Consider the following 23,197-nt stretch of genomic DNA (forward strand, 5'->3'; position numbering starts at 1 on the left):
ACGTGCTGTTTACGGAGTCACCATGACTAGCCCCCAATCCTTGCCCGTCATCGATTTCAGCCTGCTCGATGGCAGCAACGAACAACGCCAGCAACTGCTGCAACAACTGCGCGGCGCGGCATGCGACCACGGTTTCTTTTATCTGGTCGGCCATGGCATTGCCGCTGACAAGGTGACGGCGCTGCGTCAGGCCGCACGGGCATTCTTTGCCCTGCCAGAGGCCGACAAGCTGGCCATCGACATGGAAAACTCGCCGCATTTTCGCGGCTATACCCGTGTCGGTGAAGAACGCACCCGTGGCGCTGCCGACTGGCGCGAACAACTGGATATCGGTGCCGAGCGCCCCCCGCGGCCCGACCTGGCAGCGCAGGGCCCGTGGTGGCGTCTGCAAGGCCCCAATCAATGGCCGACGGCCTTGCCGCAACTCAAGCCGGTGCTGCTGGACTGGCAGCAGGAAACCACCCGCCTTTCCATCCGCCTGTTGCGTGCCTTTGCCGAAGCCCTGCAGCAACCGGTCGACATTTTCGACGATGCCTTTGTCGAAGCTCCGGTTGAGCATCTGAAAATCATCCGTTATCCGGGCAGCCAGCAAGGCGCAGCCGGGCAGGGCGTGGGGCCGCACAAGGACGGTGGCTTCCTCACCCTGTTGCTGCAAGACGATAGCCAGGACGGCCTGCAAGTGGAAGCCGAGCAGGGCTGGCTTGATGCGCCCTCACTGCCGGGCAGTTTCATCGTCAATATCGGTGAATCGCTGGAAATGGCATCTGATGGCTATCTGCGGGCCAATGTGCATCGGGTGCTGAGCCCGCCAGAGGGCAAGGACCGCTTGTCGGTGGCCTTTTTCCTCGGACCACGGCTGGATGCCACCATTCCGCTGCTGCAATTGCCGGCACCGCTGGCCGCCGAAGCACGCGGCCCGGAGGCCGACCCGGACAACCCGCTGTTTTACCGTATTGGTGACAATTATCTCAAAGGACGGCTGCGCTCCCATCCCAAGGTAGCCGTCCGGCACCATGCCGACCTGCTTTCCCCGCAAGCATTGCAGGCAGCTTCCCTTCCCACCTCCGCAGGAGAATATGCATGAAACGCGCAACCCTCTGGCTGGCATTGTTCGGCCTGGCCACCAGCCTTACCGCCCACGCTGAAGTGCTGACCATCGGTGCCGAAGCCGTACCGCACGCCGAGATCCTGGAACACGTCAAACCGGCGCTGGCCAAGCAGGGCATCGAGTTGAAAGTGAAGGTGTTCAGCAATGGCCTGCAGGAAAACCTGGCGGTGGCCGGCAAGGAAATCGACGCCAACTACTTCCAGCACCAGCCTTTCCTGGATAGCTTCAACAAGTCCAAGGGCACCCGGCTGGTAAGCGTGGCGGCCATCCATGTGGAGCCTTTCGGTGCCTACTCGCACAAGTACCACAAGACCAGCGAGCTGCCGGACGGCGCCACCATCGCCATTCCCAACGATCCGTCCAATGCTGGCCGTGCACTGCTGTTACTGCAAAAACAGGGCCTGATCAGCCTGAAGGACCCGGCCAATATCCTGGCCGGCGCGCGTGACATCAGCAGCAACCCGCACCATTTCAAGATCAAGGAACTGGAAGCAGCCACCCTGCCACGCGTGCTGGACCAGGTGGACATTGCGCTGATCAATACCAACTACGCGCTGCAAGGCGGGCTGAAACCCAAGCGTGATGCGCTGTTCAGCGAGGGCAGCCAGTCGCCTTACGCCAACATCATCGTATCGCGCGAGGATAACCGCAGCAGCCCGGCGCTGAAAAAACTGGTGGCGGCGCTGTCCACCGACGATGTGCGCCAGTTCATCGACCAGCGTTATCAGGGCGCGGTGGTGCCGGTGTTTTGAGCCCGCTTCTTGCCGGTATCGCCTGTGTCTAGCGTTGCCAGTTTTGCGGCACACCTTGTTCTGATCGGCCAGATTGCGCTGCGGGACGATCTGGCCAGCAAAGGTGGGGGAAGTCAGCTACCATGACAACGCCATTGATGGCGGCGTGAGCCGGTGAAAGGAGTAAGCATGGGTGTGCCCCGCAAGATGCTGTGGATGTGCTGGCTGCTGGTCTCCCTGATGGTCACCAATACCCAGGCTGGCCAGCCTCGTAGCGAAGGCGACCTGCGCCGTTTCATGCATGGAGTGGCCGCGGTGCAGGCTGAAGAGCCCGGCAGCTTCAATGTATTTTTCAGCAGTTCCGGCCTGCCACCACGCGGGCCGGACCGGCAAGGCAACTGGACGCATGATGTCTATGTGTTGCAGTGGCGGGCAGATAGCGGTGTCACCCGTTTGCCTCGGGTATTCATTGCCAGACCGGAAGCGCAGGAACCGGTATCGGCTGCGCGCAACAGCAGCGGCCAGGTGATGCTGACTTTCGAGGATGGCTGGCGGGCGACTGAGGAAGTTACCCAGCGCTACGGAATTTACGACGCGGCGCTGCGCCCGGTAAAACCGTATCCGCAAACGGTAGAAGCCGGCACGCACTCCGGCCATGTGGCTGCTGTGGGGGCGCGCTTTGTGTTGTTTTATTCCGATGGCTGGGTGGATGGCGGCGGGGTGGATGATCTGGGCAGCGGTAATGGCGTCTATGCCAAAGTCTATGACGCTGGCGGCCGACGGCTGTTCAGCATGGATATTGCCGATGAGCAGCGCGAATGGTGGCCCATGCTGGCTGGTGGCGATCGGGTTGCCCTGCTGCTGTGGCAGCAGTTTGTGCCGGGGCGGCAGGATGCGCGGCTGAAAATGGCGGTGCTGGACCCGTGGGCGGGTACGGTCAGCAGCCCGCGTGTGTTGTGGGAGCATCTGCAGTATTACAGCTACAGCCTGGTCTGGCTGCCGGGACCGGCTCGTTTTCTGCTGGCGGGTAATGCCGATGGTCACGGCTTTGCCATGCTGCTGGATAGTAGCGGGATAAGTCAGGCCAGGATTGACTGCCTGCCTGCCGTGGTGCGTGAGGCTGGCATGGCCGTCAGTGGCAAGATGGTTTATTTGCCTGCTGCTGATGGCAGGCTGATGCAGTTGGAGGTGGGCTCTGCGTCGTTGCAGCTAGCTGGCCTGTTGCCAGCCAGCAATGGCCGCCGGGTAAGCTGGCGGCCACTGGGTAGTGTGGGGCTGCAACGCAGCAATGGCCTGCAGGACTGGTTGTCGCTGACGGAAAACGGCCCGCAGTGGCTGCAGTTTGATCCGGCAATGGCAACGCCGCCTGGCGCTGCCGATGACTGCCGCCGGTAAAGTGCCAGTCTGCCCGGGCTGGCTGGGCGCAAGTCGACTTAGCCTGCGTCTGGCAACCTGGCTGGCTTGTGCGGGGCTGGCGGCTGGTGATGTCGCTTGTGTTTGCCATGATGCATGGCATGGCGGTCGGCGGCACGCGCCTTGCCCTTGTCACGATCAAGTGCATTTGGCCCGTTGCTGTTAAGGTCGCTGCTTGCGCTGGCATGGCTGGCGGATTTGCCACCGCTGTTGCCGTGATTGCCGGACTGGCCGGCCGCCATGGCGCTGCTGCTGATGGCCAGCAACAGGGCGGACATCAGGATGGCTGGAGTGTGTCTGGTCATTGTTACTTCTCCTGGTACGGGCTTGTCAGTGTGACAAGGCCCGGCTGGCTATGCTGTTGTGGCAAGCGCCGCAACAGCCACTACCCCGATTCCTGGATTAACTGCCTGATTTTTTATGATTTTTTGTCTGCACTTCTGTTGTGGAAGCATAGGCCACGTGGACCCTGATGGCGACAGCCTAGCATTTCAAACCTGACGGTTTGTAAATAGTTGTGAATAATTATTACATAATACCCTGCTGTTTCATTGGGATTGAGTGCCGGTTGGTAACTGCTTGAGCGGAATCAATTTCCCGGCAGCGCCTGAGGGCTAAGGTCGTGAGCGTACGGCAGCCGCATCGCCAGGACTCCAGCTGGAGACCGGATGCTGCAATGCCTGGAGGTGTCATGGGGTCGTTCAGTCTGTTGCATTGGGTGATTGTGCTGCTTGTTGTCATTCTGATTTTTGGTACTCGCAAACTGAAGAATGTGGGCGAGGATCTGGGTGGTGCCGTGCGCGGTTTCCGTCAGGGTTTACATGGTAGTGCCGGTGAGCAGCTGCCTGCCCGACAACCGCATGGCGATGATGCGGCGTGAGCGGGCCAGAGTGCCTGTGTTCTGCCTGATGGTCTGATTTTCCTGTCTGCTGATGTCGGTAGCCTGCGCTGCCGACCATCTTCCCGTTTTGTTCTGCTTTTCCTGTCTTGTGGTCCCGGATATGGGTATGGGTTTGCATTGCTGTGTCGCAATGTACTTGGCCGGTGCTGGCATACAAGGTTTTACCTCGACATTTTATCCAGCAGTCATTGCAGCTCGGTTTGATTGATTCGTATCAATTCCAGCAAAAATGCCCAGGACGTAGGATGCACCCGCTGCGACAAATTGTCGCACCTTGCCGCTTGTACTGATAGGAAACCCCCACCCCCGACAGGCGGAAAGCGGCAAGACACATCGGACTTTCAACGCGAGAGAGCGCACCATGACTACTCCGAACAACAAGCAGGAAGCTGAAAGTACGCCGGATCTGTCCCGGCGCAAGTTCCTGGGTACCACAGCAGTCGCCGGCCTGGCCGGTGCCGGCCTGTCGATGGGTCTTAGCGCCTGCAACAAGGGGGCGGGCGGCAGCGATGCAGGTGCGGCAAGCGCCGGTGCTGCCGACAAGGCGGCAGTAGCCATCGATTATGAAAAGTACGAAGTGCATCCGGGCAAGCTGGATACCTACTACGCCTTTTCCAGCGGCGGTCATTCCGGCGAAGTGCGCGTGCTGGGCATTCCGTCTGGCCGCGAGATCAAACGCATTCCGGTGTTCAATTACGATTGCATGGTCGGCTGGGGCATTACCAACGAATCCAAGGCCATCATCGGCACCAAGCCGGACGGTTCGCTCAAGTACACCACCGGTGACACCCACCATGTGCACATGAGCTATACCAACGGCACCTATGACGGCAAGCACATCTTCGTCAACGACAAGATCAATGCCCGTCTGGCGCGTATCCGCCTGGATACCATGGAATGCGACAAGATTCTGGAATTGCCCAATGTGCAGGGCTTCCACGGCGTGTTCCCGGACAAGTGCGACCCGGTAGATCCCAAGATCAACCACACCACCCGCGTCTTCTGCGGTAACGAATTCCACATTCCGCAGCCCAATGATGGCCGCGATCTGGAGGCGCACGAGAAGTACTTCTGCCTGTTCACCTGCGTGGATTCGGAAACCATGGAGCCGCGCTGGCAGTGCAAGGTGGACGGCAATATGGACCTGGTTGCCACCTCCTACGACGGCAAGATTGCCTGCTCCAACCAGTACAACACCGAAAACGGCGTGCATTACGAAGACATGATGGCCGCCGAGCGCGATGCCTGCGTGTTCTTCCACATCGAACGCATCGAAGCGGCGGTGAAGGCCGGCAAGACCTTCACCATCGGCAAGTCCGGCGTACCCATTGTCGACGGCACCAAGGACGCCAACAAGGATCCGAAAACCGCGCTTACCTGCTATGTGCCGGTGCCGAAGAACCCGCATGGCGTCAACACCTCGCCGGATGGCAAGTACTACGTCTGCGCCGGCAAGCTGTCGCCGACTGCCACCGTGATCCAGCACGACCTCATCCTCAAGTGGTTCGAGGGTGGCCTGAAAGAGCCGCGCGACACCGTGGTGGCAGAGCCGGAAATCGGCCTGGGCCCCTTGCATACCGGTTTTGACGGCAAGGGCAGCGCCTATACCACGCTGTTCCTGGACAGCCAGATCGTGAAGTGGAGCCTGGATGCGGCCATCAAGGCTTTCAAGGGCGACAAGAGTGCCAAGGTGGTGCAGGACCGTATCGACGTGCACTACCAGCCGGGTCATGGCTTTACCTCCATGGGCGAAACCAAGGAACCGGATGGCAAGTTCTTCCTGTCCGACAACAAGTTCTCCAAGGACCGCTACCTGCCGGTAGGCCCGTACCATCCGGAAAATGCGCAGCTGATCGACATATCCGGTGACAAGATGCAGCTGATTCACGATGCTCCGGCCTATCCGGAGCCGCATGACTCCATCATGGTGCGTCGCGACATCATCAAGACCCGTCAGATTTACAACCTGGACGAATTCCCGCTGGCCGTCAAAAACATGAAAGACAGCCGCGTGGAGCGCAAGGGCAAGAAAGTTACGGTTTACCTGGCATCCCAGGCACCGACTTTCGGTCTGCGCGAATGGAAGGTGAAGAAGGGCGATGAGGTCACCATCATCGTGACCAACCTGGACAAGGTGGAAGACCTGACGCACGGGTTTGCCATTCCCAAGTACAACATCAACTTCGTCATCCATCCGCAGGACACCAAGTCGGTGACCTTCATCGCCGACAAACCGGGCGTGTTCTGGTGCTACTGCACCAACTTCTGCCATGCACTGCACCTGGAGATGCGTTCACGCATGCTGGTAGAAGCCTGATCATTACTTGCAACGAGACGAGCAATGAATTCCGGGGGAGTTCGCTCCCCCACTTTTTTTCCGAGGCTTGCGTGGTAAACATCCGCACCGTTTTCCCTTTGTGGCTGCTACTGCTGGTGCTGCAGCCGGCACTGGCTGCCACCCTGCAGGTTGCTGCAGGCCAGGGTGCCATTGCCGCGGCGCTGCATCAGGCACGTCCGGGCGATACCCTGCTCTTGGCACCGGGGCGTTACCGGGAAAACCTGCTGCTAGACAAGGCCATCATCCTGCAGGCGGCCAATCCGCAGCAGCGGCCAGTGGTGGACGGATCAGGGCAGGGCGATGTAATCCGCATTACCGCCCCTGGCGTGGTCTTGCGCCAACTTATCATTACCGACAGCGGCAGCGACCTCACCGCCCAGAATGCCGGCGTTTACGTACAACCCGGCGCACATAGGGCAAGGATAGAAGGCTGCGATATCGCCTACAGCCTGTTTGGTCTGTGGATTGAAAAATCCAACGACGTCACCGTCAGCCATAACCTCATCACCGGCAAGCGCGATCTGCAATCCTCGCAGCGCGGCAACGGTATCGAGCTGTACAACACCACGGGGGCGCACATAGAAGGCAATCACATCAGCTATGCCCGCGACGGCATCTATGTGGACGTTTCCCACCATGCCCGCTTTGTCGGCAACCGCATCCACAATGTGCGCTACGGCACGCATTACATGAATTCCTATTACAACGTCTGGGAAAACAACGAGGCCTACCACAACCGCAGCGGTCTTGCGCTGATGGAAACCCGCAACCAGATCGTGCGTGGCAACCGCGCCTGGGGCAATAGCGATCACGGCATCATGCTGCGCACCATCCAGGACTCGGTGATCGAAAACAATATCGTCGCCGGCAACCAGCGCGGCTTTTTCATCTACGACGCCGAATACAACGTGCTGCGCAACAACCTGGTGGTGGACAACGTCGTGGGCGCCCATTTGTGGGCCGGCTCCTACCGCAATCAGGTGTCGGGCAATGACTTCATCCATAACCGGGAGCAGATCCGCTACGTCGCCAGCCGCGACGTGCCGTGGTCCGGCAACTTCTGGAGCAACTACGCCGGCTGGGACCGCAAGGGCAAGGGCATAGGAGAAGTACCTTATGCCGCCAACGACGTGGTGGACCGGCTGATGTGGCGTTTGCCCGCCATCCGCATGCTGATGGGCAGTCCGGCCATCCAGACGCTGCGGCTTATCGCCCAACAGTTTCCGCTGCTGCGCGCCCCCAGCGTGGTGGATGACCAGCCGCACATGCACCCGCTGCATCAGGGCTGGGAACAGTGGTTAGGAAAAAGCAATGATTGAAATCGACAAGGTCAGCAAACGTTACGGCCCGCATCTGGCGGTGGATGGTGTCAGCCTGCAAGTGGCGGCTGGCGAGCTGTTCGGCCTGATCGGCCATAACGGAGCCGGCAAGAGCACGCTGTTTCGCATGATGCTGGGTTTGATTCCGGTCAGCCAGGGTGATATCCGCCTGTGCGGCCAATCCACCCGTAGCGGCGCATTTCGCGAAGTGCGCCGCCAGTTGGGCTATCTGCCGGAAAATGTGGTGCTGTACGACAACCTGACCGGATTGGAAACCCTGCATTACTTTGCCCGCCTCAAGGGCGCGCCGCGGCAGGAATGCAGCGTGCTGCTGGAACGCATGGGACTGACGGCGGCTGCCGGTGCCCGGGTGCGCTCTTACTCCAAGGGCATGCGCCAGCGGCTGGGCTTTGCCCAAGCCCTGCTGGGCAATCCGCAACTGCTGTTTCTGGATGAGCCCACCAACGGGCTGGACCCGGAAGGCGTGCGCGAGTTTTACCAGATCCTGCGCGAACAGCAGGACCGGGGCGTCACCATTGTCATCACCTCGCACCTGCTGTCGGAAATCCAGGAGCGGGTAAGCCGCCTGGCCATATTGCGCGCTGGCCGCCTGCAGGCGGTGGGCAGTCTGGAAAAACTGCGCGAAGGCTGCAGCCTGCCGCTGACCTTTGACATCCGGCTCAGTCATCCGGCCAGTGACGCTGTGCGCAGCACCCTGCAGGCCCTGCAGGTGGATAGGCTGGAAATCAGCGGCGATCGCGCGCGGCTGGCCTGCCAGCGCGGTGCCAAGATGACGGTGCTTGGTGCGCTGTCCTCGCTGGGGGCGCAAGTCAGCGATCTGCAGATTCGCGAACCCTCGCTGGAGGATGTGTTCCTGGGCTACAGCGGAGAAGGCCGGTGAGCACCGACAACAGCATGTGCATGACGCACTGGTGCAACTGCACAACAAGGATGATGAAATGAACAGCCCAGTCTTTACCATCGCCGGCAAGGAATTTCGCGACCGGCTGCGCAACCGCTGGGTGGTGGCGGTTACGCTGGTATTTGCCGCTTTTGCCTTCACCATCAGCTATTTTGGTGCGGCCACGCAGGGCAGTGTGGGGGTGCAGGGTACCGAAGCCACAATCCAGAGCCTGGTCAGCCTGGTGATCTACCTGGTGCCGCTGATTGCGCTGATCCTGGGTTTTGATGCCGTGGTGGGCGAGCGCGAACGCGGTTCGCTGGATCTGCTGCTGGCCTTGCCGGTCAGCCGCATGGAACTGCTGCTGGGCAAGTACCTGGGGCTGGCCACCACCCTGGCCGTGGCCACCATGCTGGGTTTTGGTGCCGCCGGGGTGATGATTCTCACCCAGCTGCCCGCCAGCGCCTGGTTTCACTACGCCGGCTTCATGCTCAGCACCTTGCTGCTGGGGCTGGTGTTTCTCAGCGTGGCAGTGGCTATTTCGGTCATGGCGCAAGACCGCGCCCAGGCCAGCGGCATGGCCATTTTCGTATGGTTCCTGTTTGTGCTGGTGTACGACCTCTTGCTGCTGGGTTTGCTGGTGATGAGTGGTGGTGACATCGCCGGCCCGGCTTTTCCCTATCTGATGCTGCTGAACCCGGCAGACGTTTTCCGCATTCTCAACATCTTTGGCCCGGACGATCTGCGGCTGATGTTCGGTCTTACCAGCCTGTTTCCGCCGGCACTGGCCAGTCCCTGGGTGCTGGGTACGGTGATGCTGGGCTGGATGACCGCGCCGCTTTTGCTGGCCATCTGGAGGTTCCGCCGATGAAACCCATCACCCGCCGCTGCTGCCTGGGCATGTTGCTGGCCACACCGCTGCTGGCTGCCTGCAGTCACGAAACGCCGCCAAGCGCCAAGGCCGCGCTGGAGCCGAAGCGCGACACCGCCTGCAGTCTGGATGGCATGAGCTTGGCCGATTACCCCGGCCCCAAGGGGCAGCTGCAATACGCGCAGGGTGCGCCGGATTTTTTCTGCGACACCATCGAACTGTTTGCCGTGTACCTGAAGCCTGAGCAGCAGCGCATGGTGGCGGCGGTGTATGTGCAGGACATGAGCAAGGCCGACTGGGAGCACCCGGTGGGTAACTGGATTGATGCCCGCAAGGCATTCTACGTGGTGGGTTCGCGGCTGAAAGGCTCGATGGGACCCACCTTTGCCAGCTACGGCAGCGAGGCCGCTGCCCGTGCCGTTTCCGCCCGCGAAGGCGGCAAGGTTTATCGTTTCAACGACATCACGCCGGCCATGGCCGAGCTGGATGGCGGTGTGCTCAAAGACAAATCCATGTAAGGGAGTCGCAAATGACCCAATTTTACGACCAGCTCCCGCTGGACACGGCGCAGCAGATCGAGCCGCTCAGCTGGCTGTCCTACCAACTGCGGGAAAACCGCAAGGCCCTGCTGGCCCATTACGGTGTGAACAACGCGCAGGAATTGCTGGCCCGCATCGAAAGCGGCGCGCTGGATGAGCACCCGGCTTACGAACACTATCTGTCGCTCTTCATCCTGGAGCAGCAAAGGGACGCCACGCGCGAGCAACTGCGGCTGGTACTGGCCGGTAACGAGGAGCAAACACATGCTGCATCTGCATCTTAAGGAAGTGATAGAGGATGATCTGTTCGACATCCTGCGCGAGGAAGTGACCATCCACCAGGATGCGCTGATCGTGGCGCTGAAGAACGGCGTGGATATCGAACTGCGTTTCCGTGACGATCATGCCTATTCCATCAACTGGCGCTGGGGCGATGCCAGCTGTCGCATCGATACCGCACCCCTGCACCGGGATCTGGCCACCTTTCCCAATCATTTGCACGACGATGAGGGACGCTTGCGTGCCGATCCCGTTACCCGCCCTGGCGACAGTGCCTGGAGCAATGTACAGCGCTTGCTGCAAAAACTGACGCAGGACCCCTTGCTGCAAGCTGTCTGACTTGCACCTGCGGGTTTGCACCCGGCATTTTCATCTGCACATCCGCGTGGCTGCCGCCTGGCTTGCCGCGCTTTTCATTTGTCATGAAAACGTGAAACAAGCCATTTCATGGCATCTTTTTTTGATTGATTGGTATCAATTTAGAGTGACAAGGCCGAGTGCTAAGCTGCAAATCATCAAATCCTGATGCACAGAGGTTCTCATGCTTAAACAATTCGTACTCCTTGGAAGTTGTGTATTGATGCTGGCCGCCTGCGGCAAGAGTGAAACCGCCGCTCCGGCCGAACAACCTGCTTCGGCACCGGCTGCAGCAGCTGCCGCGTCGGCACCGGTGGTGCAGGCCGCTAGCGAAGTCAGCAATCCGGTCGGTGAAAAAACCTTCAAGTCGGTATGTTCCATGTGCCACCAGAGCGGTGCCGCCGGTGCGCCCATCGTGGGCAACAAGGATGACTGGTCGCCACGCATTGCCCAAGGCAAGGACACGCTGTACAAGCATGCGCTGGAAGGCTTCTCCGGCCAGAAAGGTGCCATGCCGGCCAAGGGCGGCAACCCGTCGCTGTCTGATGCCGACGTGAAGGCAGCAGTCGATTTCATGGTGGCCAAGGCCAGCTAAAGGGAAAGCACATGGCCGCGCGCCTGATGCAGGCCCTGTTGCTGCCTGCCGTGCTGGGCCTGCTGTCCATGACAGCGCCCATGCAGCCTTTGCAAGCCCTGCCGGTGTTCTCTCCGGATACCGGCAGGGTGCTGCTGTCGATGCCGCCCGGGGCGCAGGCATTGGCGGCAGCGGAGCAGTCGTCTGACCAGGACGGGCTGCACCAGATCGTGATGGCGGCGCCGCCATTTGCTCACCTGCGTGATGGTTACTGGCAGGTGGCGCTTGAGCGGCCTGCCGCCACACTGAAATTGCAGTCCAATCAGCGCCTGCTGTATGCCTGGCGCTCACCCCGCATCATCATTCCCCGTCCGCCTGCTTCACAGGCGGTTGCCATCATCCTGGATAAGACCCTGCCGTCTGCCGGCCTGGGTCGGCTATTGCTGGACGCTGGCCACATGGGCGCATTCCAGGCCGGTGTCATGCATGGCATCAGCCGCATCCTGCTGCTGGACGGCGAGGGCGGCAGCTGGGTTACACCGCGCATGCTGCCTGCCGTGCACTGGCAGGGCGGTGCAGCATCTTTTCAGATCCTGCAACGGGTTTGCCAGATGGGGCAGACGAAGACTGGACTGTAACGCTAGCCGGCAAAAGCGCTGCCGGGACAACAAGACAAGGAAATCAAGGTGCTATCCGCATGTATTAGCAGACTGTCCGCCAGTCACGGTTTGTGGCGTCGTTGTGCCACATTGTTGCGCATTGTCTGGCTGGGCTTGCTGTGCTGTCTGGCGCACAGTCCGGCTGCGCAGGCTTCCAGCTATGAACGGGAGCTGCCCAAGGCGCTGTCTACCGACCCGGACATGTGCCGCTGGGTGGACTGTGCGGCGGTATTGCCCGGCGCAACTTCCTTTTCCTTGCGCAAGGGTGCACCACCTTATGTGGAAGGCTATGGCGCGGACAAAAAGCTGAAGGGCTATGTATTTTTGTCTACCGACATCGTGGATACCCAGGGTTATTCCGGCAAACCCATTGTCACCCTCATCGGTATGGATGGCAGCGGTCACATCAGTGGCGTACGGGTACTCAAGCACAGCGAGCCCATCCTGCTGGTGGGGATTCCGGAAAACAAGCTCACTGATTTTCTCAACCAGTATCTGGGCCGTTTTGCCGGTTCGCGCATGGAAATCGGCGGCAGCGGCAAGGAGAGGCTGGATGCCATCTCCGGTGCCACGGTCACCGTGATTGCGGAAAACCAGCTGATTTCGCGCTGTGCGCAGGCCGTAGCCTACCAGGCTGGCATCATGAAACAGGCGGTACGCCCGCCGGCACGCTTTATTGACAGCAAGCAGCCCGCCAGCTGGCAGGCATTGCTGACGGACGGTAGCGTGCAACATCTGACAGTAACGCCCGCCGATATCGGCACGAGTGGTAGCGAGGCGTATCTGGACCTGTACTACGGCTATCTGAATGCCCCCGGTATTGGCCGCAGCGTGTTGGGTGACGAGGACTATGCCAAGTTAATGAAAACGCTGAAACCGGGCGAGCATGCGCTGTTCATCGTCAACAATGGCAGCGGTTCGTTCAAGGGTTCCGGCTTTGTACGTGGTGGCTTGTACGACCGTATCCAGGTGCGGCAGGATCTGTCGGCCTACACTTTCCGTGATACCGATTACCTCAACCTGTATGCCTTGCGCGCAGCCGGTGCGCCGGAATTCCGCGAAAGCGGCATCTTCATCCTGCGTGATCCGCATTTTGCCGCTGCCTGGCCGTGGCGCTTTGCTTTTCTGGCCAATAAGGAAGACCAGCAAACCGGTGCCAAGCAATTCACCTCTTTCGAAAGCAATTACTGGCTGCCGGACAATCAGCTGCAAGGTGGCCGGCCTGCAGTAGAGCTGCCGCAGGCTGCCTGGAAAAAGGCCTGGCAGGACAAGCAGCTGGAAATCATGCTGTTTGGTGGCTGGATGGCGGCGGTGCTGGTTTTCTTCATCAGCCGCGACCGCTGGGTGCGCCGTTCGCGCCGTGGCAGCAAGCGCTGGGTGTCCTGGCCCAAGACCATCAGCTGGCTGATTGCCATCGCATTTGCCGGTGGCCTGGAAATGGCCCAGCCATCCATCACCCAGGTGCTGACGGTATTTCATGCGCTGTCTGATGGCTGGAACTGGTCACTGTTTTTGAGTGACCCCTTCATCTTCATGTTCTGGCTGCTGATTGTACCCACCACGCTGATCTGGGGCCGTGGCCTGTTCTGCGGCTGGATGTGCCCCTTTGGCTCGCTGTCGGAATTGCTGTACAAGATAGGCCGCTTGCTGCATCTGCCGGCGGGCAAGCTGCCCATGGCCTGGCATAACCGTCTCAAGTGGCTGAAGTACGCCATTTTCTTCCTGCTGCTGGCGGTGTCCTTCTTCTCCATGCCATTGGCGGAAAAACTGGCCGAGGTAGAACCCTTCAAGACCACCTTTCTGGTCGGTGTGCTCAATCGCAGCTGGCCGTTTGCGCTGTTCCTGGCGGTGCTGCTGGGGCTGTCGCTGTTTGTCGAGCGTCCCTTCTGCAAATACCTGTGCCCGCTGGGTGCATCGCTGGGGCTGCCATCGCGTTTTAATTGGCTGAAACTGCGCCGCAAGGACGGCTGCACCAGCTGCAAGGCCTGTGCGGTGGGTTGTGGTTCTCTGTCCATCGATGCCAAAGGCCGTATTGATTCACGCGAATGCCTGATGTGTCTGGACTGCATGGTGATGTATTACGACGGCCACAGCTGTCCGCCACTGGCGCAGGAGCGCAAGCGCCGGGAAAAGGCCGGTCAGCCGCTGACGCCGATAGGCCGTGACGGGCTGTATATCCCGATCAAGCCGGTAGCAACGCCGGCCAAGGATACGCTCCGTGCCAAAGGCTGAGGTGCTGGCGGCCACTGCAGTCGGCAGGCCGACGCTAAGGCGACGCCTGCTGCTGTGGCTGTTGCCGCCACTACTGCTGATTGCGGTGCTGGGCCTGGCCCTGCGCCAGCCGGAACTGCATTCGCAGGGCAGCTATGTGTTTGGCACCCGGGTGCAGCTGTCCATCTCCGGGGTGTCGGCGGAGGAGGCGCGTCAGGCTGAAAATGCCGTGTTCAGCCTGTTTGAAGACATGCACCGCAGCCTGCATGCCTGGCAGCCATCGGAGCTGATGCGCATGAATGCGGCGTTGGCCGAGGGCAAGCCATTCACGGCTTCGCCACGGCTGGTGGAAATTCTGCGTGCGGCCCAGGCGCTATCGCGGGAAAGTCAGGGCCTGTTTGATCCGGGCATTGGCCGGCTGATCCAGCTATGGGGTTTTCAGGACGATCAGTTCAATGACAGTCACTTTCCCACCGATGCCGCCGTGCAGGCGCTGATGGTGCAGCATCCCAGTATTGCCGATCTGCAGATTGCAGCCGACGGTACGGTCAGCAGCCGCAAGCGGGTGGTGGCGGTGGATCTGGGAGGCTATGCCAAGGGCTGGGCGCTGGATCTGGCGGCAGCACGGTTGCGCCAGCTGGGGGTGAGCAATGCGCTGATCGACGTGGGTGGCAATCTGCTGGCGCTGGGCAGCAAGGGCGGGGAGCCGTGGCAGGTGGGCATCCAGCATCCGCGTACATCCGGCCTGCTGGCCACGCTGCAATTACAGGATGGCGAGGCCATTGGCACCAGCGGTGACTACTACCGCTATTTCAGTCATGGCGGCATCCGTTACTGCCATATTCTCGATCCGCGCAGCGGTTACCCAGCCCGACAAAGCCAGACCGTGACCGTACTGGCCGATCCCGGCCCGCATGCGGGAGCCATGTCCGATGGTGCCAGCAAGGCACCGTTCATTGGCGGGCCAGGCCATGCACTCACCCTGTCGCGTGCTACCGGTGTCAACAAGGTACTGATGGTAGATGCAGCCGGGCAGGTATGGCTGACGCATGCCATGGCTGCCCGGCTGCACTGGCCCGGACCACGGCCAGTCATTCACTGGCTGGACGGAGGCTGATATGGACGCAGTAAGCATTACCGGTGTGTATCAGCGCCGTGGACGGCAGCAGGTGCTGGTGGATGCCAATCTGCAAATCGCCGCCGGTGGACTGTGCGCGCTGGTGGGGGCCAATGGTGCGGGCAAAAGTACTTTGCTGGCCTTGCTGGCCACCATGCTGCAGCCCGACCGGGGCAGCATCCACCTATTGGGGCTGGATGTGCGCCGTCAGGCGGCGCAGATTCGCCGCCAGTTGGGGGTGGTGTTTCAGGACAGTGCCTTGGAGCCGCGGCTGTCGGTATGGGACAACCTGTTGCTGATTGCCTGTTGCTACGGTTATTCCGGCGCGGCGGCCCGCAGCCGCTGCACAGCACAGCTGGCGGCAGCCGGCTGGGAAAGCCGGGCCGGGCAGGCGGTGGAAACCCTGTCCGGTGGTCAGCGCCGGCAACTGGAGCTGATGCGGGCCAGCCTGGCTGCGCCGCGTCTGCTGCTGCTGGATGAGCCGACACAGGGCCTGGATGAGGCCGCCAGCGCAGCGTTCTGGCGACAGATCGCCATACAGCGCCAGCAAGGGGTTACCGTACTGTTCAGTACCCACCGGCAGGAAGAAGCGGAGGCTGCTGAGCAGTGCGTACGGCTGCTGGAGGGCAGGTTGCTACCGGTGCAGGCTGCTGGGCGCGGGGTGGCGGCATGATGCTGCGGGTGCTGTTGCCGCTGGTTTGGCTGGAGTTAAAGCGTTACTGGCTGAATCCGCTACGCATTGTACTGAGCCTGGCGCAGCCGCTGATGTATCTGTTCATTCTGGGTGCTGGGCTGGCGGGTGGTACGTATGCGCTGGACAGCAGTTACCAGGCCTATATTTATCCCGGCATCGTGGCGATGGCGCTGATGTTTGCCGCCGCATCAGCCGCGGTGGGCGTGGTGCACGACCGTCAGGTAGGAGTGTTCAAGGCACTGCTGGTTTCGCCTTTGCCGCGTAGCACGCTGGCGCTGGCGCGGATTCTGTCCGGTGCCGTGCTGGCGCTGGTGCAATCGGTATTGCTGCTGCCATTTGCGCCGTTGCTGGGGCTGGCATTCACGCCGCTGTCCTTGCTGTGTTTTCTGCTGGCCATGAGCTTGTGCGCCCTGGTGTTTTCCGCACTAGGGCTGGTGATGGCGCTACCATTCCGTTCGGTGATGGTGTTCCCCGTGGTATCCAATACCCTGACCCTGCCCATGTTCCTGCTATCCGGTGCCTTGTATCCGCTGGAACTGGCCCCGCGCTGGTTGCAGTTGCTGGCCCGGATCAATCCGGCTGCCTATGCGGTGGATCTGCTGCGCGGTGTGCAGAGTGGTCATTTTCAGTATGGTCTGACAACGGCGGTGGGTGTGTTGCTACTGATCGGCCTGCTGGTTATCGGCTGGGTGGTGCGCTCGCTGCATGGCCGGGGCGGGCGCGTGTAATTCAGTCACTGGCAGTGCTCAGAATTTGCCGTGACAGACGCTGTCGCTTTGGCGTGGCAGAAGGCAACTCGCCAGGAGGAGGCCAGGCAATGGCCAGGCGTAGCAGGGGACGGAAAGCCGTGTTTTTTGATTGTGCTGAAACACGGCGTGCCGACGCAGCTGTTGAGTAGTGAAGATATTCATGATTTAAATCAAGCGGTTGAATTCAAATAGCCATTGGCATGGATATTGCGCTCTGGGTAAACAATATGCACTGATACCCATGAGAACATTATGAAAATCACTAACCGCATCATCCTGACCCTATCGGTCGGCTTGCTGGCCATGCTAAGTGTTGGTTGCTACGGGCTTTGGCAATTGCATCAGGCGCAGCAGCGCTTCCAGTCGGTGGCATTCGATACGGCAGCCAGCATTGCCGCCATCACCGAAGCACAACACAGCACTGCAGAAATGCGGCTGGCAACCTTGAAGTTTCTGGTGGCACCGGATGCAACGATACGCCAGTCAGCCCTGCAGGCCATGGCCGACAGTGACCGCCAGCTGGATGCCTTCCTCACCGATTACCGGGCACACCATGCCGGGGATGAGGCTGATCTGCACATGCTGGCAGCCGATCAGCAGGCATTGGAGCGCTACCGGGCCGTGCGCGACCAGGTTATCCGTCAGAGCGCCACTGACCGCGAAGGCGCGTTCCGTACGCTGGTGGTGAATGCACGGGCAATGAGCAGTGCGCTGGGGATGCGCTTCAAGGAGCATGTGGCCTATATCTTCCAGCAGGTACGCAGCCTGGATAAGCAGAACCAGGATAGCTATAAGGCCTCAATGCAAATGGCCATCGGCCTGATGGCCCTGTCATTCGTGGTTTCCGGACTGCTGGGGGCGCAATTGTTCCGCACCATACGCAGCGGGCTGGCAGGTATCCAGGGCAGCATGCTGGAGGTAAGCCGCAGCCTGGACTTTACCCAGCGGGCAAGCGTGTTGCAGCAGGATGAAATCGGCAGCACTGCGGCCGCGTTCAATCACTTGCTGAACGTACTGCAGGCAAATCTGAGCAGCATTCTGCAAGGAGCGCAGCAGGTAGCACAGGCTTCGTCGCTGATGTCCGACACCGCTGGTCAAGTATCGTGCGCATCGTCCGAGCAAAGCCAGGCAGCCGCCAGCATGGCCGCCACCATCGAGGAAATGACCGTTAGCATCAATCACATTGCCAGCCGTGCACGCGAGGCCAATGCGCTTTCCGGAGACGCCGGACAGCTGCTTGGACAGTGCTCGGACATCGTCGGGCAGACCATCACGGATATCCGCGAGATCGCCAGCATGGTGGAAACGGCATCGGGCAGCATACGGGCACTGGAAGACGATAGTGGCAAAGTCAGCATGGTGGTCATGGTGATACGGGACATCGCCGATCAGACCAATCTGCTGGCATTGAATGCAGCCATTGAAGCCGCCCGTGCCGGCGAGCAGGGACGCGGCTTTGCCGTGGTGGCCGATGAGGTTCGCAAGCTGGCCGAGCGTACCGCGCGTTCAACACAGGAAATTGCGGCAACCATCGCCACCATGATTGCCCGTGCGCAGCAAGCCTTTGAACAGATGCAGTCGGCAGAACAACTGGTAGGCAGCGGCGTTGCCCGGGCGGATCTGGCAGATCATGCCATCAAGCAAATCGGCACGGCCTCGGCCAATGCCGGCAATCTGGTGGATGAAATCAGTGCGGCAATCAGCCAGCAAGGCGTGGCCAGCGACAATATTGCCGGAGAAGTGGAGCGAACCGCACAGATGGCAGAACAAGCCAATGCTGCCGCGCAGACAACCGCAAGTACCGCAAGCCATCTGGCAGGGCTGGCAGAAAAGCAAATCACCACCCTGCAAGCCTACACGCTGTAAACCACGCAGGCTGCCGCAGTATCTGGCAGTCATGCGTGTAGCACCCACAGGTAACAATGCATGAAAAAAGCCATTGAGAACCAGTAAATACTGATCATCAATGGCTTTTAGAGGTTCTGGTGGAGGCGGCGGGAATCGAACCCGCGTCCGAAAGTCCTCTACAGTGAGTTCTACATACTTAGTCGTGTCATTTGGATTTAACCTCCACTACGCCGACGGACAGGCTGAGCTTTGGCGAGTTACCTAAAGTTTCGCACCAGACCAAGTAACCCGGGATGGCACTAGCAGATGTAGAGTGACACTACAGGGTTTTGACGCCCCCGGCCCATCTGCGAACCGTTGTAGTGTCTAGCCGGCCGTTAGGCTGCTAGAGCGTAAGTTTCGTCGTTTGCGACTAAAAAAATTCAGTGTTTTACGGGGTGACTGAAATCCCGGTATGCCCCCATCTGCTTCGCAACCCCCGTCGAAACCAGGTCGCCCCCAGATAAGACTACCAATTATATAGACAAACACCTGCCAGCGCCAGCGTGGTGGCACTGGCAGCACCCCTTATTTGCTGGCGATCTGTACGCCCTGGGCGTCCTTGTCGGTATTGATGCGCAGGCTGATGTGCTTGGCCGGTACGCCGGATGCCACCAGGAACTGCTTCACGGCCACGGCGCGGGCATGGGCCATGGCGCGCGCATTGCTGCTGCTGCCACGGTGGCAGTAACCGCGCACGATCAGCTTTTTGTCGGCCTGGTAGCTGGCCAGCTGGCGCTGGATCTGGCCTTTGCCAACTTCATCCAGCTCGTGGCTGGCGGCAGCAAAAGGAACAAAATCCGGGTTGGCGGCGATATTGGCGTCAATCTTCTTGTCGAGTGCAGCCTTGGCCAGTGCTGCGCTGTCTACCACCGGCTTGGCGGCAAGCGGGGCGGCAGCTACCGGCGCGCTGGCCGGGGCCTGCGGCACCTTGCTGCTGGAACAGGCAGACAAGGCAAGGGTAGCAAGACAGCAAAGCAGAATGCGTTTCATGGTAAAGGTATCCAGTAAGGGAAAAGTAAAGTGCGCCAGGGCTGGCCTTGGCGCACCAACGCTCGACCAGATGGCCGGGCTCCCTTTTTTTAACGCAGCAGTGGCCGATGGGATGACAAGGGCCGGCGTGGCGGCCCTTTAACGGCCCTGATCGTGACGGAATAGCGTCCACTCTTCCAGCAACTGGCCATCGGGCAGGCGGCACAGGCCATACTCATTGCCAGCCGGGTCCTGGCGCGTCTCAAGCTTGCCACTGCGCTGCAGGCAATGCTGTGATGCCGGATTGGCCAGGCCGACGGCCAAGGGGGATGTGGTGACAGGTGGCAGGGTGCAGGCTGACAGTCCACAGGCAGTGGCCAGGGCAAGTAGCAGGATGGAGGTGGAAAGTGGCACGAGTGGTGACAATGTCATGAAAGATGATGCAGTATAAATGCTTCCTTCCGGCAATGCCGGTCGCAAAAGGTGCAGGAACCGCCGCCTGCGCACAGCCGGCCAGGAACGCCGGATGTTAGTGTTGTTTAATCCTTCCTGGTACAGGTTTTGTCATGACCAACACCGTTACCCCACAGCCGCAAGCGGTTGGCCCGCAGTTTTCCCTAAGCAAGATGCTGCATGCCCGCGACCGCACCTTTGCCGCCATCGACCGCATTGCGGAACAGATACACCCCGGCATGACCGAACAGCAGGCCAAGGCCCTGGCCAAGACCACGCTGGACGCCATGGGCATGGATCGCATCTGGCACGGCATCATCATCCGCTTTGGCAGTAGCACCCTGAAAACCTTCCGCCAGAAAAACGACCCGGAAAACGTGCTGAGGGAAGACGACATTTTTTTCATCGACCTGGGCGTGGTGTGGGACGGCCACGAAGGCGATAGCGGTGCCAGCTTTGTGGTGGGGGATGATGCGCAAATGCAGGCTTGTGCCCATGCGGCACAGGCATTGTGGCAACAGGTAAGCGACTGGTGGCAGCAAACCGGCTGCGCTGGCACCGCCCTGTACGACTACGCCGCCGAACAGGCTGCCGCCATGGGCTGGCAGTTGAATCTGGATGTCAAAGGCCATCGCGTGTCCGATTTTCCGCATGCCATCTACCAGGCCGGGGATCTGGGAGATTTTGCCGCCTGCCCGGACACCGGGCTATGGATTCTGGAAATCCAGATCCGCCATCCCACCCTGCCATACGGAGCCTTCTACGAGGACCTGCTGGTGCGTCAAACCCAAGGCTAAACCATGAACAGCAAACAAGAAGTCGCCGACCAATATCTGTTTTCCTACGGCACCCTGCAGTTGCCACAGGTGCAATTGGCCACCTTTGGCCGTCTGCTGGACGGCGTGGCAGACCGCTTGCCCGGCTTCAGCCTGTCCATGCTGAAAATTACCGACCCGCAAGTGATTGCCACCAGTGGCAAAACCCATCATCCCATCATCGCCTACAGTGGTGTGGCTGCCGATGGCGTGGACGGCATGGCCTTGCTGTTGACGCCGCAAGAACTGGAGCAGGCCGACCGTTACGAAGTGGCGGACTATCAGCGCCAGACCGTGTCGCTGGCATCAGGCCGCCAGGCGTGGGTGTATGTTGCGGCAGGCCAGGCCGGGCAGTGCCAGGACAGGAAAGTCCAGTAGGACAGGATGGCATGTAAAACGCCGGCAGTTGCCGGCGTGTGGAAATTACTGCAAGCGGGATTGTGTTTTCCCGCGGGCGGGATCAGGGCTTGCCGGCGCAATGCCCGCTCTTGGCCATGTCCAGCTTCAGCACATCGGCCTTGCCTTCCTCTTCCGTCATCTGCTCCAGCCCGGCACCACCTACAAACACACCCACCTTGATGTACTGACGCACAAAGTAGTTTTTGCCGGCTTCGGTCATCAAATCAATGGAGTTGGCCGAAAATTCGGACTCGGTATCCAGCTTGTGCACCTTGCCACCAGCCACTTCGGTGCGGAAGAACACGTCCGGTCCGCTTTCGCCCACACATTGGCCATCCACGAAGATGTCTTTTTTCAAGGCCTTGCCTGCCAGGCTGTTGCGATAGATATACAAACCAGCATTGCCTGCAGTCGGTGTAGCAAAGGCTTTGGCCTTGGCGGAATCTTCTTTGGATGCCATGTCAACTTGAATCTGCAGCTGGTAAATACTAGAATTACTATTCATCTATCTATTCATTATTCAATTCAATCCATGTCACGTCACGCAGATTCCATCCGTCAGCAACTAGGTGGTGGGCCATGTACCGCCCGGCAACTTGTTGAAAAAACAGGCTTAAGCCAGCCAACGATATCGCGTGCGCTGTCTGGACTGGGGGATGAGGTGGTGCGGCTGGGTGCTGGCCCAGCTATTCACTACGTACTGCGTGATGCCAGCCGCAGCCAGTTGGACGTGCCGGTATACCGGGTGAGTGATGCCGGGCAGATTCGCGAACTGGGCCGCCTGCTGCCGGTGCGGCCAGAAGCTTATGTCATGCAGCAGGCCGATGGCGTCAGCCTGTTCAGCGCCGGGCTGCCGTGGTGGCTGTACGATATGCGGCCTCAGGGCTATCTGGGCCGCGCCTATGCCTCTGCTCATGCTGGCAGCCTGGGCCTGCCGGCCAACCCGGAGCACTGGGGCGATGCCGAAGTACTCCGGGCTTTGCAGGCGCATGGACATGATGTAATCGGCAATCTGCTGATTGGCGATGCCGCCCGCCAGCACTTTTTGTCCATGCCGCTGCCGCAGGCGGTAAACCGCACGCAGGACTACCCGCAACTGGCCAGCGCTGCCAGTGCCGGCCAACTGCCTGGTTCATCCGCAGGTGGCGAGCAGCCCAAGTTCTGTGCCTATGCTGACAACGGCCATGTGCTGGTGAAGTTTTCCGCCGTCGATGCCAACCCGGTCAGCCAGCGTTGGCGGGATCTGCTGCTGGCCGAGCATCTTGCCCTGGCGGTGCTGGGAGTGGCCACCACCGTGCTGGACTGTGGCCCGCAGCGCTTTCTGGAAGTGCCGCGCTTCGACCGCATAGGCGCACTGGGGCGGGTAGCGGTGTTTTCCTTGCGCGCGCTGGATGCCGAATTTGTCGGTGCTGCCCATGCGCCGTGGCCGGTGGTGGTGCAGCGGCTGGCGGCGGCGGGCCATGTCACGCCCCAGTCCCATGCCGGTGCCGCCTTGTTGTGGGCGTTTGGCACGCTGATAGGCAATACCGACATGCACAGCGGCAACCTGTCCTTCATCAGCCTGCATGGCCGCCCTTACCAACTGGCCCCGGCCTACGACATGCTGCCCATGGCCTTTGCCCCGCGCGGCGGCGGCGCGCTGGCGGACAGCCTGCCGCCCGCCCATCTTAGTGCCGAAGTGGACACGGACAGCTGGCAACAGGCGCTGCAGTTGGCGCAGGAGTTTTACACCCGGCTGCGCGGCCATGACGGTTTCTCTGCCAGCTTCACCCCCTGCATTACCGCGCTGGGACAGCATATCGACGACGCCGCCGGGCGCATTGCGCGGCTGGGCTGAGCGGCAGGTGCTTAGCAAAGCCATCAGCACGGGTGGCTGATAGCACGGGCAAGACGCGAAATGATTTGCCGGA

25 protein-coding genes and 1 other RNA gene are annotated in these 23,197 nt (G+C 60.4%); 21 read left to right on the forward strand and 5 right to left on the reverse strand.

What is annotated here, in order from left to right; translation table 11 throughout:
- Positions 1–22 precede the first annotated feature (22 nt).
- The 3 genes from QVF59_RS13415 (at position 23) to QVF59_RS13425 (ending at position 3,234) form a co-directional block, all read left to right on the forward strand.
- The gene (locus tag QVF59_RS13415; protein WP_287880585.1) at positions 23–1,084 is read left to right on the forward strand and encodes an isopenicillin N synthase family dioxygenase; all 1,062 of its coding nucleotides are present in this window, start codon (positions 23–25) and stop codon (positions 1,082–1,084) included.
- Positions 1,081–1,860 carry a MetQ/NlpA family ABC transporter substrate-binding protein gene (locus QVF59_RS13420; RefSeq protein ID WP_287880587.1) on the forward strand — a complete coding sequence of 260 codons (780 nt, stop codon included), beginning with the start codon at positions 1,081–1,083 and terminating at the stop codon, positions 1,858–1,860. The genes QVF59_RS13415 and QVF59_RS13420 overlap by 4 nt, the downstream gene beginning before the upstream one ends.
- A 168-nt stretch (positions 1,861–2,028) precedes the next feature.
- Entirely contained in the window at positions 2,029–3,234 is a 1,206-nt protein-coding gene (locus QVF59_RS13425; RefSeq protein WP_205677537.1) for a hypothetical protein, read from the forward strand.
- Positions 3,235–3,272: 38 nt separating this feature from the next.
- Here the strand turns inward: QVF59_RS13425 and QVF59_RS13430 are convergent, their stop codons facing one another.
- Positions 3,273–3,557, reverse strand: a complete 285-nt coding sequence (locus QVF59_RS13430; protein WP_159876892.1) for a hypothetical protein — start codon at positions 3,555–3,557, stop codon at positions 3,273–3,275.
- A 386-nt stretch (positions 3,558–3,943) separates the two neighbouring features.
- Here QVF59_RS13430 and tatA point away from each other — a divergent pair, with 386 nt between their 5' ends.
- The 15 genes from tatA to QVF59_RS13505 all read left to right on the forward strand — a co-directional run bounded on the left by tatA (position 3,944) and on the right by QVF59_RS13505 (position 18,627).
- Positions 3,944–4,132: a Sec-independent protein translocase subunit TatA gene (gene tatA, locus QVF59_RS13435; protein WP_159876890.1), complete on the forward strand. Its 189-nt coding sequence runs from the start codon at positions 3,944–3,946 to the stop codon at positions 4,130–4,132.
- 382 nt (positions 4,133–4,514) lie between these two features.
- Positions 4,515–6,470 carry a TAT-dependent nitrous-oxide reductase gene (gene nosZ, locus QVF59_RS13440; RefSeq protein WP_287880589.1) on the forward strand — a complete coding sequence of 652 codons (1,956 nt, stop codon included), beginning with the start codon at positions 4,515–4,517 and terminating at the stop codon, positions 6,468–6,470.
- 71 nt (positions 6,471–6,541) lie between these two features.
- The gene (locus tag QVF59_RS13445) at positions 6,542–7,810 is read left to right on the forward strand and encodes a nitrous oxide reductase family maturation protein NosD (protein WP_287880590.1); all 1,269 of its coding nucleotides are present in this window, start codon (positions 6,542–6,544) and stop codon (positions 7,808–7,810) included.
- The gene (locus QVF59_RS13450) at positions 7,803–8,711 is read left to right on the forward strand and encodes an ABC transporter ATP-binding protein (protein WP_287880591.1); all 909 of its coding nucleotides are present in this window, start codon (positions 7,803–7,805) and stop codon (positions 8,709–8,711) included. The genes QVF59_RS13445 and QVF59_RS13450 overlap by 8 nt, the downstream gene beginning before the upstream one ends.
- A 58-nt stretch (positions 8,712–8,769) precedes the next feature.
- Positions 8,770–9,582 (forward strand): ABC transporter permease, encoded by an 813-nt coding sequence (locus tag QVF59_RS13455; protein ID WP_159876885.1) that lies wholly within the window; start codon positions 8,770–8,772, stop codon positions 9,580–9,582.
- A complete protein-coding gene (locus QVF59_RS13460) occupies positions 9,579–10,100 on the forward strand; it encodes a nitrous oxide reductase accessory protein NosL (RefSeq protein ID WP_159876883.1) in 522 nt (173 codons plus the stop codon). The genes QVF59_RS13455 and QVF59_RS13460 overlap by 4 nt, the downstream gene beginning before the upstream one ends.
- 11 nt (positions 10,101–10,111) lie before the next feature.
- The gene (locus QVF59_RS13465; RefSeq protein WP_159876881.1) at positions 10,112–10,405 is read left to right on the forward strand and encodes an MJ0235 family protein; all 294 of its coding nucleotides are present in this window, start codon (positions 10,112–10,114) and stop codon (positions 10,403–10,405) included.
- On the forward strand, positions 10,386–10,739 hold the full coding sequence (locus QVF59_RS13470; protein ID WP_159876879.1) for a toxin-antitoxin system TumE family protein: 354 nt from the start codon (positions 10,386–10,388) through the stop codon (positions 10,737–10,739). Before QVF59_RS13465 ends, QVF59_RS13470 begins: the two co-directional genes overlap by 20 nt.
- Positions 10,740–10,941: 202 nt before the next feature.
- Positions 10,942–11,352 (forward strand): c-type cytochrome, encoded by a 411-nt coding sequence (locus QVF59_RS13475; RefSeq protein WP_287880593.1) that lies wholly within the window; start codon positions 10,942–10,944, stop codon positions 11,350–11,352.
- A gap of 11 nt (positions 11,353–11,363) precedes the next feature.
- Positions 11,364–11,969, forward strand: a complete 606-nt coding sequence (locus QVF59_RS13480; protein ID WP_287880594.1) for a hypothetical protein — start codon at positions 11,364–11,366, stop codon at positions 11,967–11,969.
- Positions 11,970–12,017: 48 nt separating this feature from the next.
- Entirely contained in the window at positions 12,018–14,222 is a 2,205-nt protein-coding gene (locus QVF59_RS13485; RefSeq protein WP_287880596.1) for a NosR/NirI family protein, read from the forward strand.
- On the forward strand, positions 14,209–15,318 hold the full coding sequence (locus QVF59_RS13490; protein WP_287880598.1) for an FAD:protein FMN transferase: 1,110 nt from the start codon (positions 14,209–14,211) through the stop codon (positions 15,316–15,318). Before QVF59_RS13485 ends, QVF59_RS13490 begins: the two co-directional genes overlap by 14 nt.
- A 1-nt stretch (position 15,319) precedes the next feature.
- Positions 15,320–15,991, forward strand: a complete 672-nt coding sequence (locus tag QVF59_RS13495) for an ATP-binding cassette domain-containing protein (RefSeq protein ID WP_287880599.1) — start codon at positions 15,320–15,322, stop codon at positions 15,989–15,991.
- Positions 15,925–16,740 carry an ABC transporter permease gene (locus tag QVF59_RS13500; RefSeq protein WP_287880601.1) on the forward strand — a complete coding sequence of 272 codons (816 nt, stop codon included), beginning with the start codon at positions 15,925–15,927 and terminating at the stop codon, positions 16,738–16,740. Before QVF59_RS13495 ends, QVF59_RS13500 begins: the two co-directional genes overlap by 67 nt.
- Before the next feature lie 273 nt (positions 16,741–17,013).
- Positions 17,014–18,627 (forward strand): methyl-accepting chemotaxis protein, encoded by a 1,614-nt coding sequence (locus QVF59_RS13505; protein WP_159876871.1) that lies wholly within the window; start codon positions 17,014–17,016, stop codon positions 18,625–18,627.
- A 117-nt stretch (positions 18,628–18,744) separates the two neighbouring features.
- Here QVF59_RS13505 and ssrA read toward each other — a convergent pair.
- The 3 genes from ssrA to QVF59_RS13520 form a co-directional block, all read right to left on the reverse strand.
- Positions 18,745–19,109, reverse strand: a transfer-messenger RNA (tmRNA) gene (gene ssrA, locus QVF59_RS13510).
- A gap of 67 nt (positions 19,110–19,176) precedes the next feature.
- Positions 19,177–19,641, reverse strand: a complete 465-nt coding sequence (locus QVF59_RS13515) for an OmpA family protein (protein ID WP_287880603.1) — start codon at positions 19,639–19,641, stop codon at positions 19,177–19,179.
- A gap of 138 nt (positions 19,642–19,779) precedes the next feature.
- On the reverse strand, positions 19,780–20,052 hold the full coding sequence (locus tag QVF59_RS13520; protein WP_287880605.1) for a putative hemolysin: 273 nt from the start codon (positions 20,050–20,052) through the stop codon (positions 19,780–19,782).
- Between the two features lie 134 nt (positions 20,053–20,186).
- Here QVF59_RS13520 and QVF59_RS13525 point away from each other — a divergent pair, with 134 nt between their 5' ends.
- Both QVF59_RS13525 and QVF59_RS13530 read left to right on the forward strand, forming a co-directional pair.
- Positions 20,187–20,870, forward strand: a complete 684-nt coding sequence (locus QVF59_RS13525) for a M24 family metallopeptidase (RefSeq protein ID WP_287880607.1) — start codon at positions 20,187–20,189, stop codon at positions 20,868–20,870.
- 3 nt (positions 20,871–20,873) lie between these two features.
- Positions 20,874–21,266: a gamma-glutamylcyclotransferase family protein gene (locus tag QVF59_RS13530; RefSeq protein ID WP_287880608.1), complete on the forward strand. Its 393-nt coding sequence runs from the start codon at positions 20,874–20,876 to the stop codon at positions 21,264–21,266.
- An 82-nt stretch (positions 21,267–21,348) separates the two neighbouring features.
- Here the strand turns inward: QVF59_RS13530 and QVF59_RS13535 are convergent, their stop codons facing one another.
- Complete coding sequence (locus QVF59_RS13535; RefSeq protein WP_287880609.1) at positions 21,349–21,747, reverse strand: DUF2846 domain-containing protein; 399 nt, start codon at positions 21,745–21,747, stop codon at positions 21,349–21,351.
- 72 nt (positions 21,748–21,819) lie between these two features.
- Between QVF59_RS13535 and yjjJ the strand changes: the two genes are divergently transcribed.
- Complete coding sequence (gene yjjJ / locus QVF59_RS13540) at positions 21,820–23,124, forward strand: type II toxin-antitoxin system HipA family toxin YjjJ (RefSeq protein WP_287880611.1); 1,305 nt, start codon at positions 21,820–21,822, stop codon at positions 23,122–23,124.
- Positions 23,125–23,197 lie beyond the last annotated feature (73 nt).

The sequence above is a fragment of the Aquitalea sp. genome, from assembly GCF_030150775.1.
Lineage (GTDB): Bacteria > Pseudomonadota > Gammaproteobacteria > Burkholderiales > Chromobacteriaceae > Aquitalea > Aquitalea denitrificans.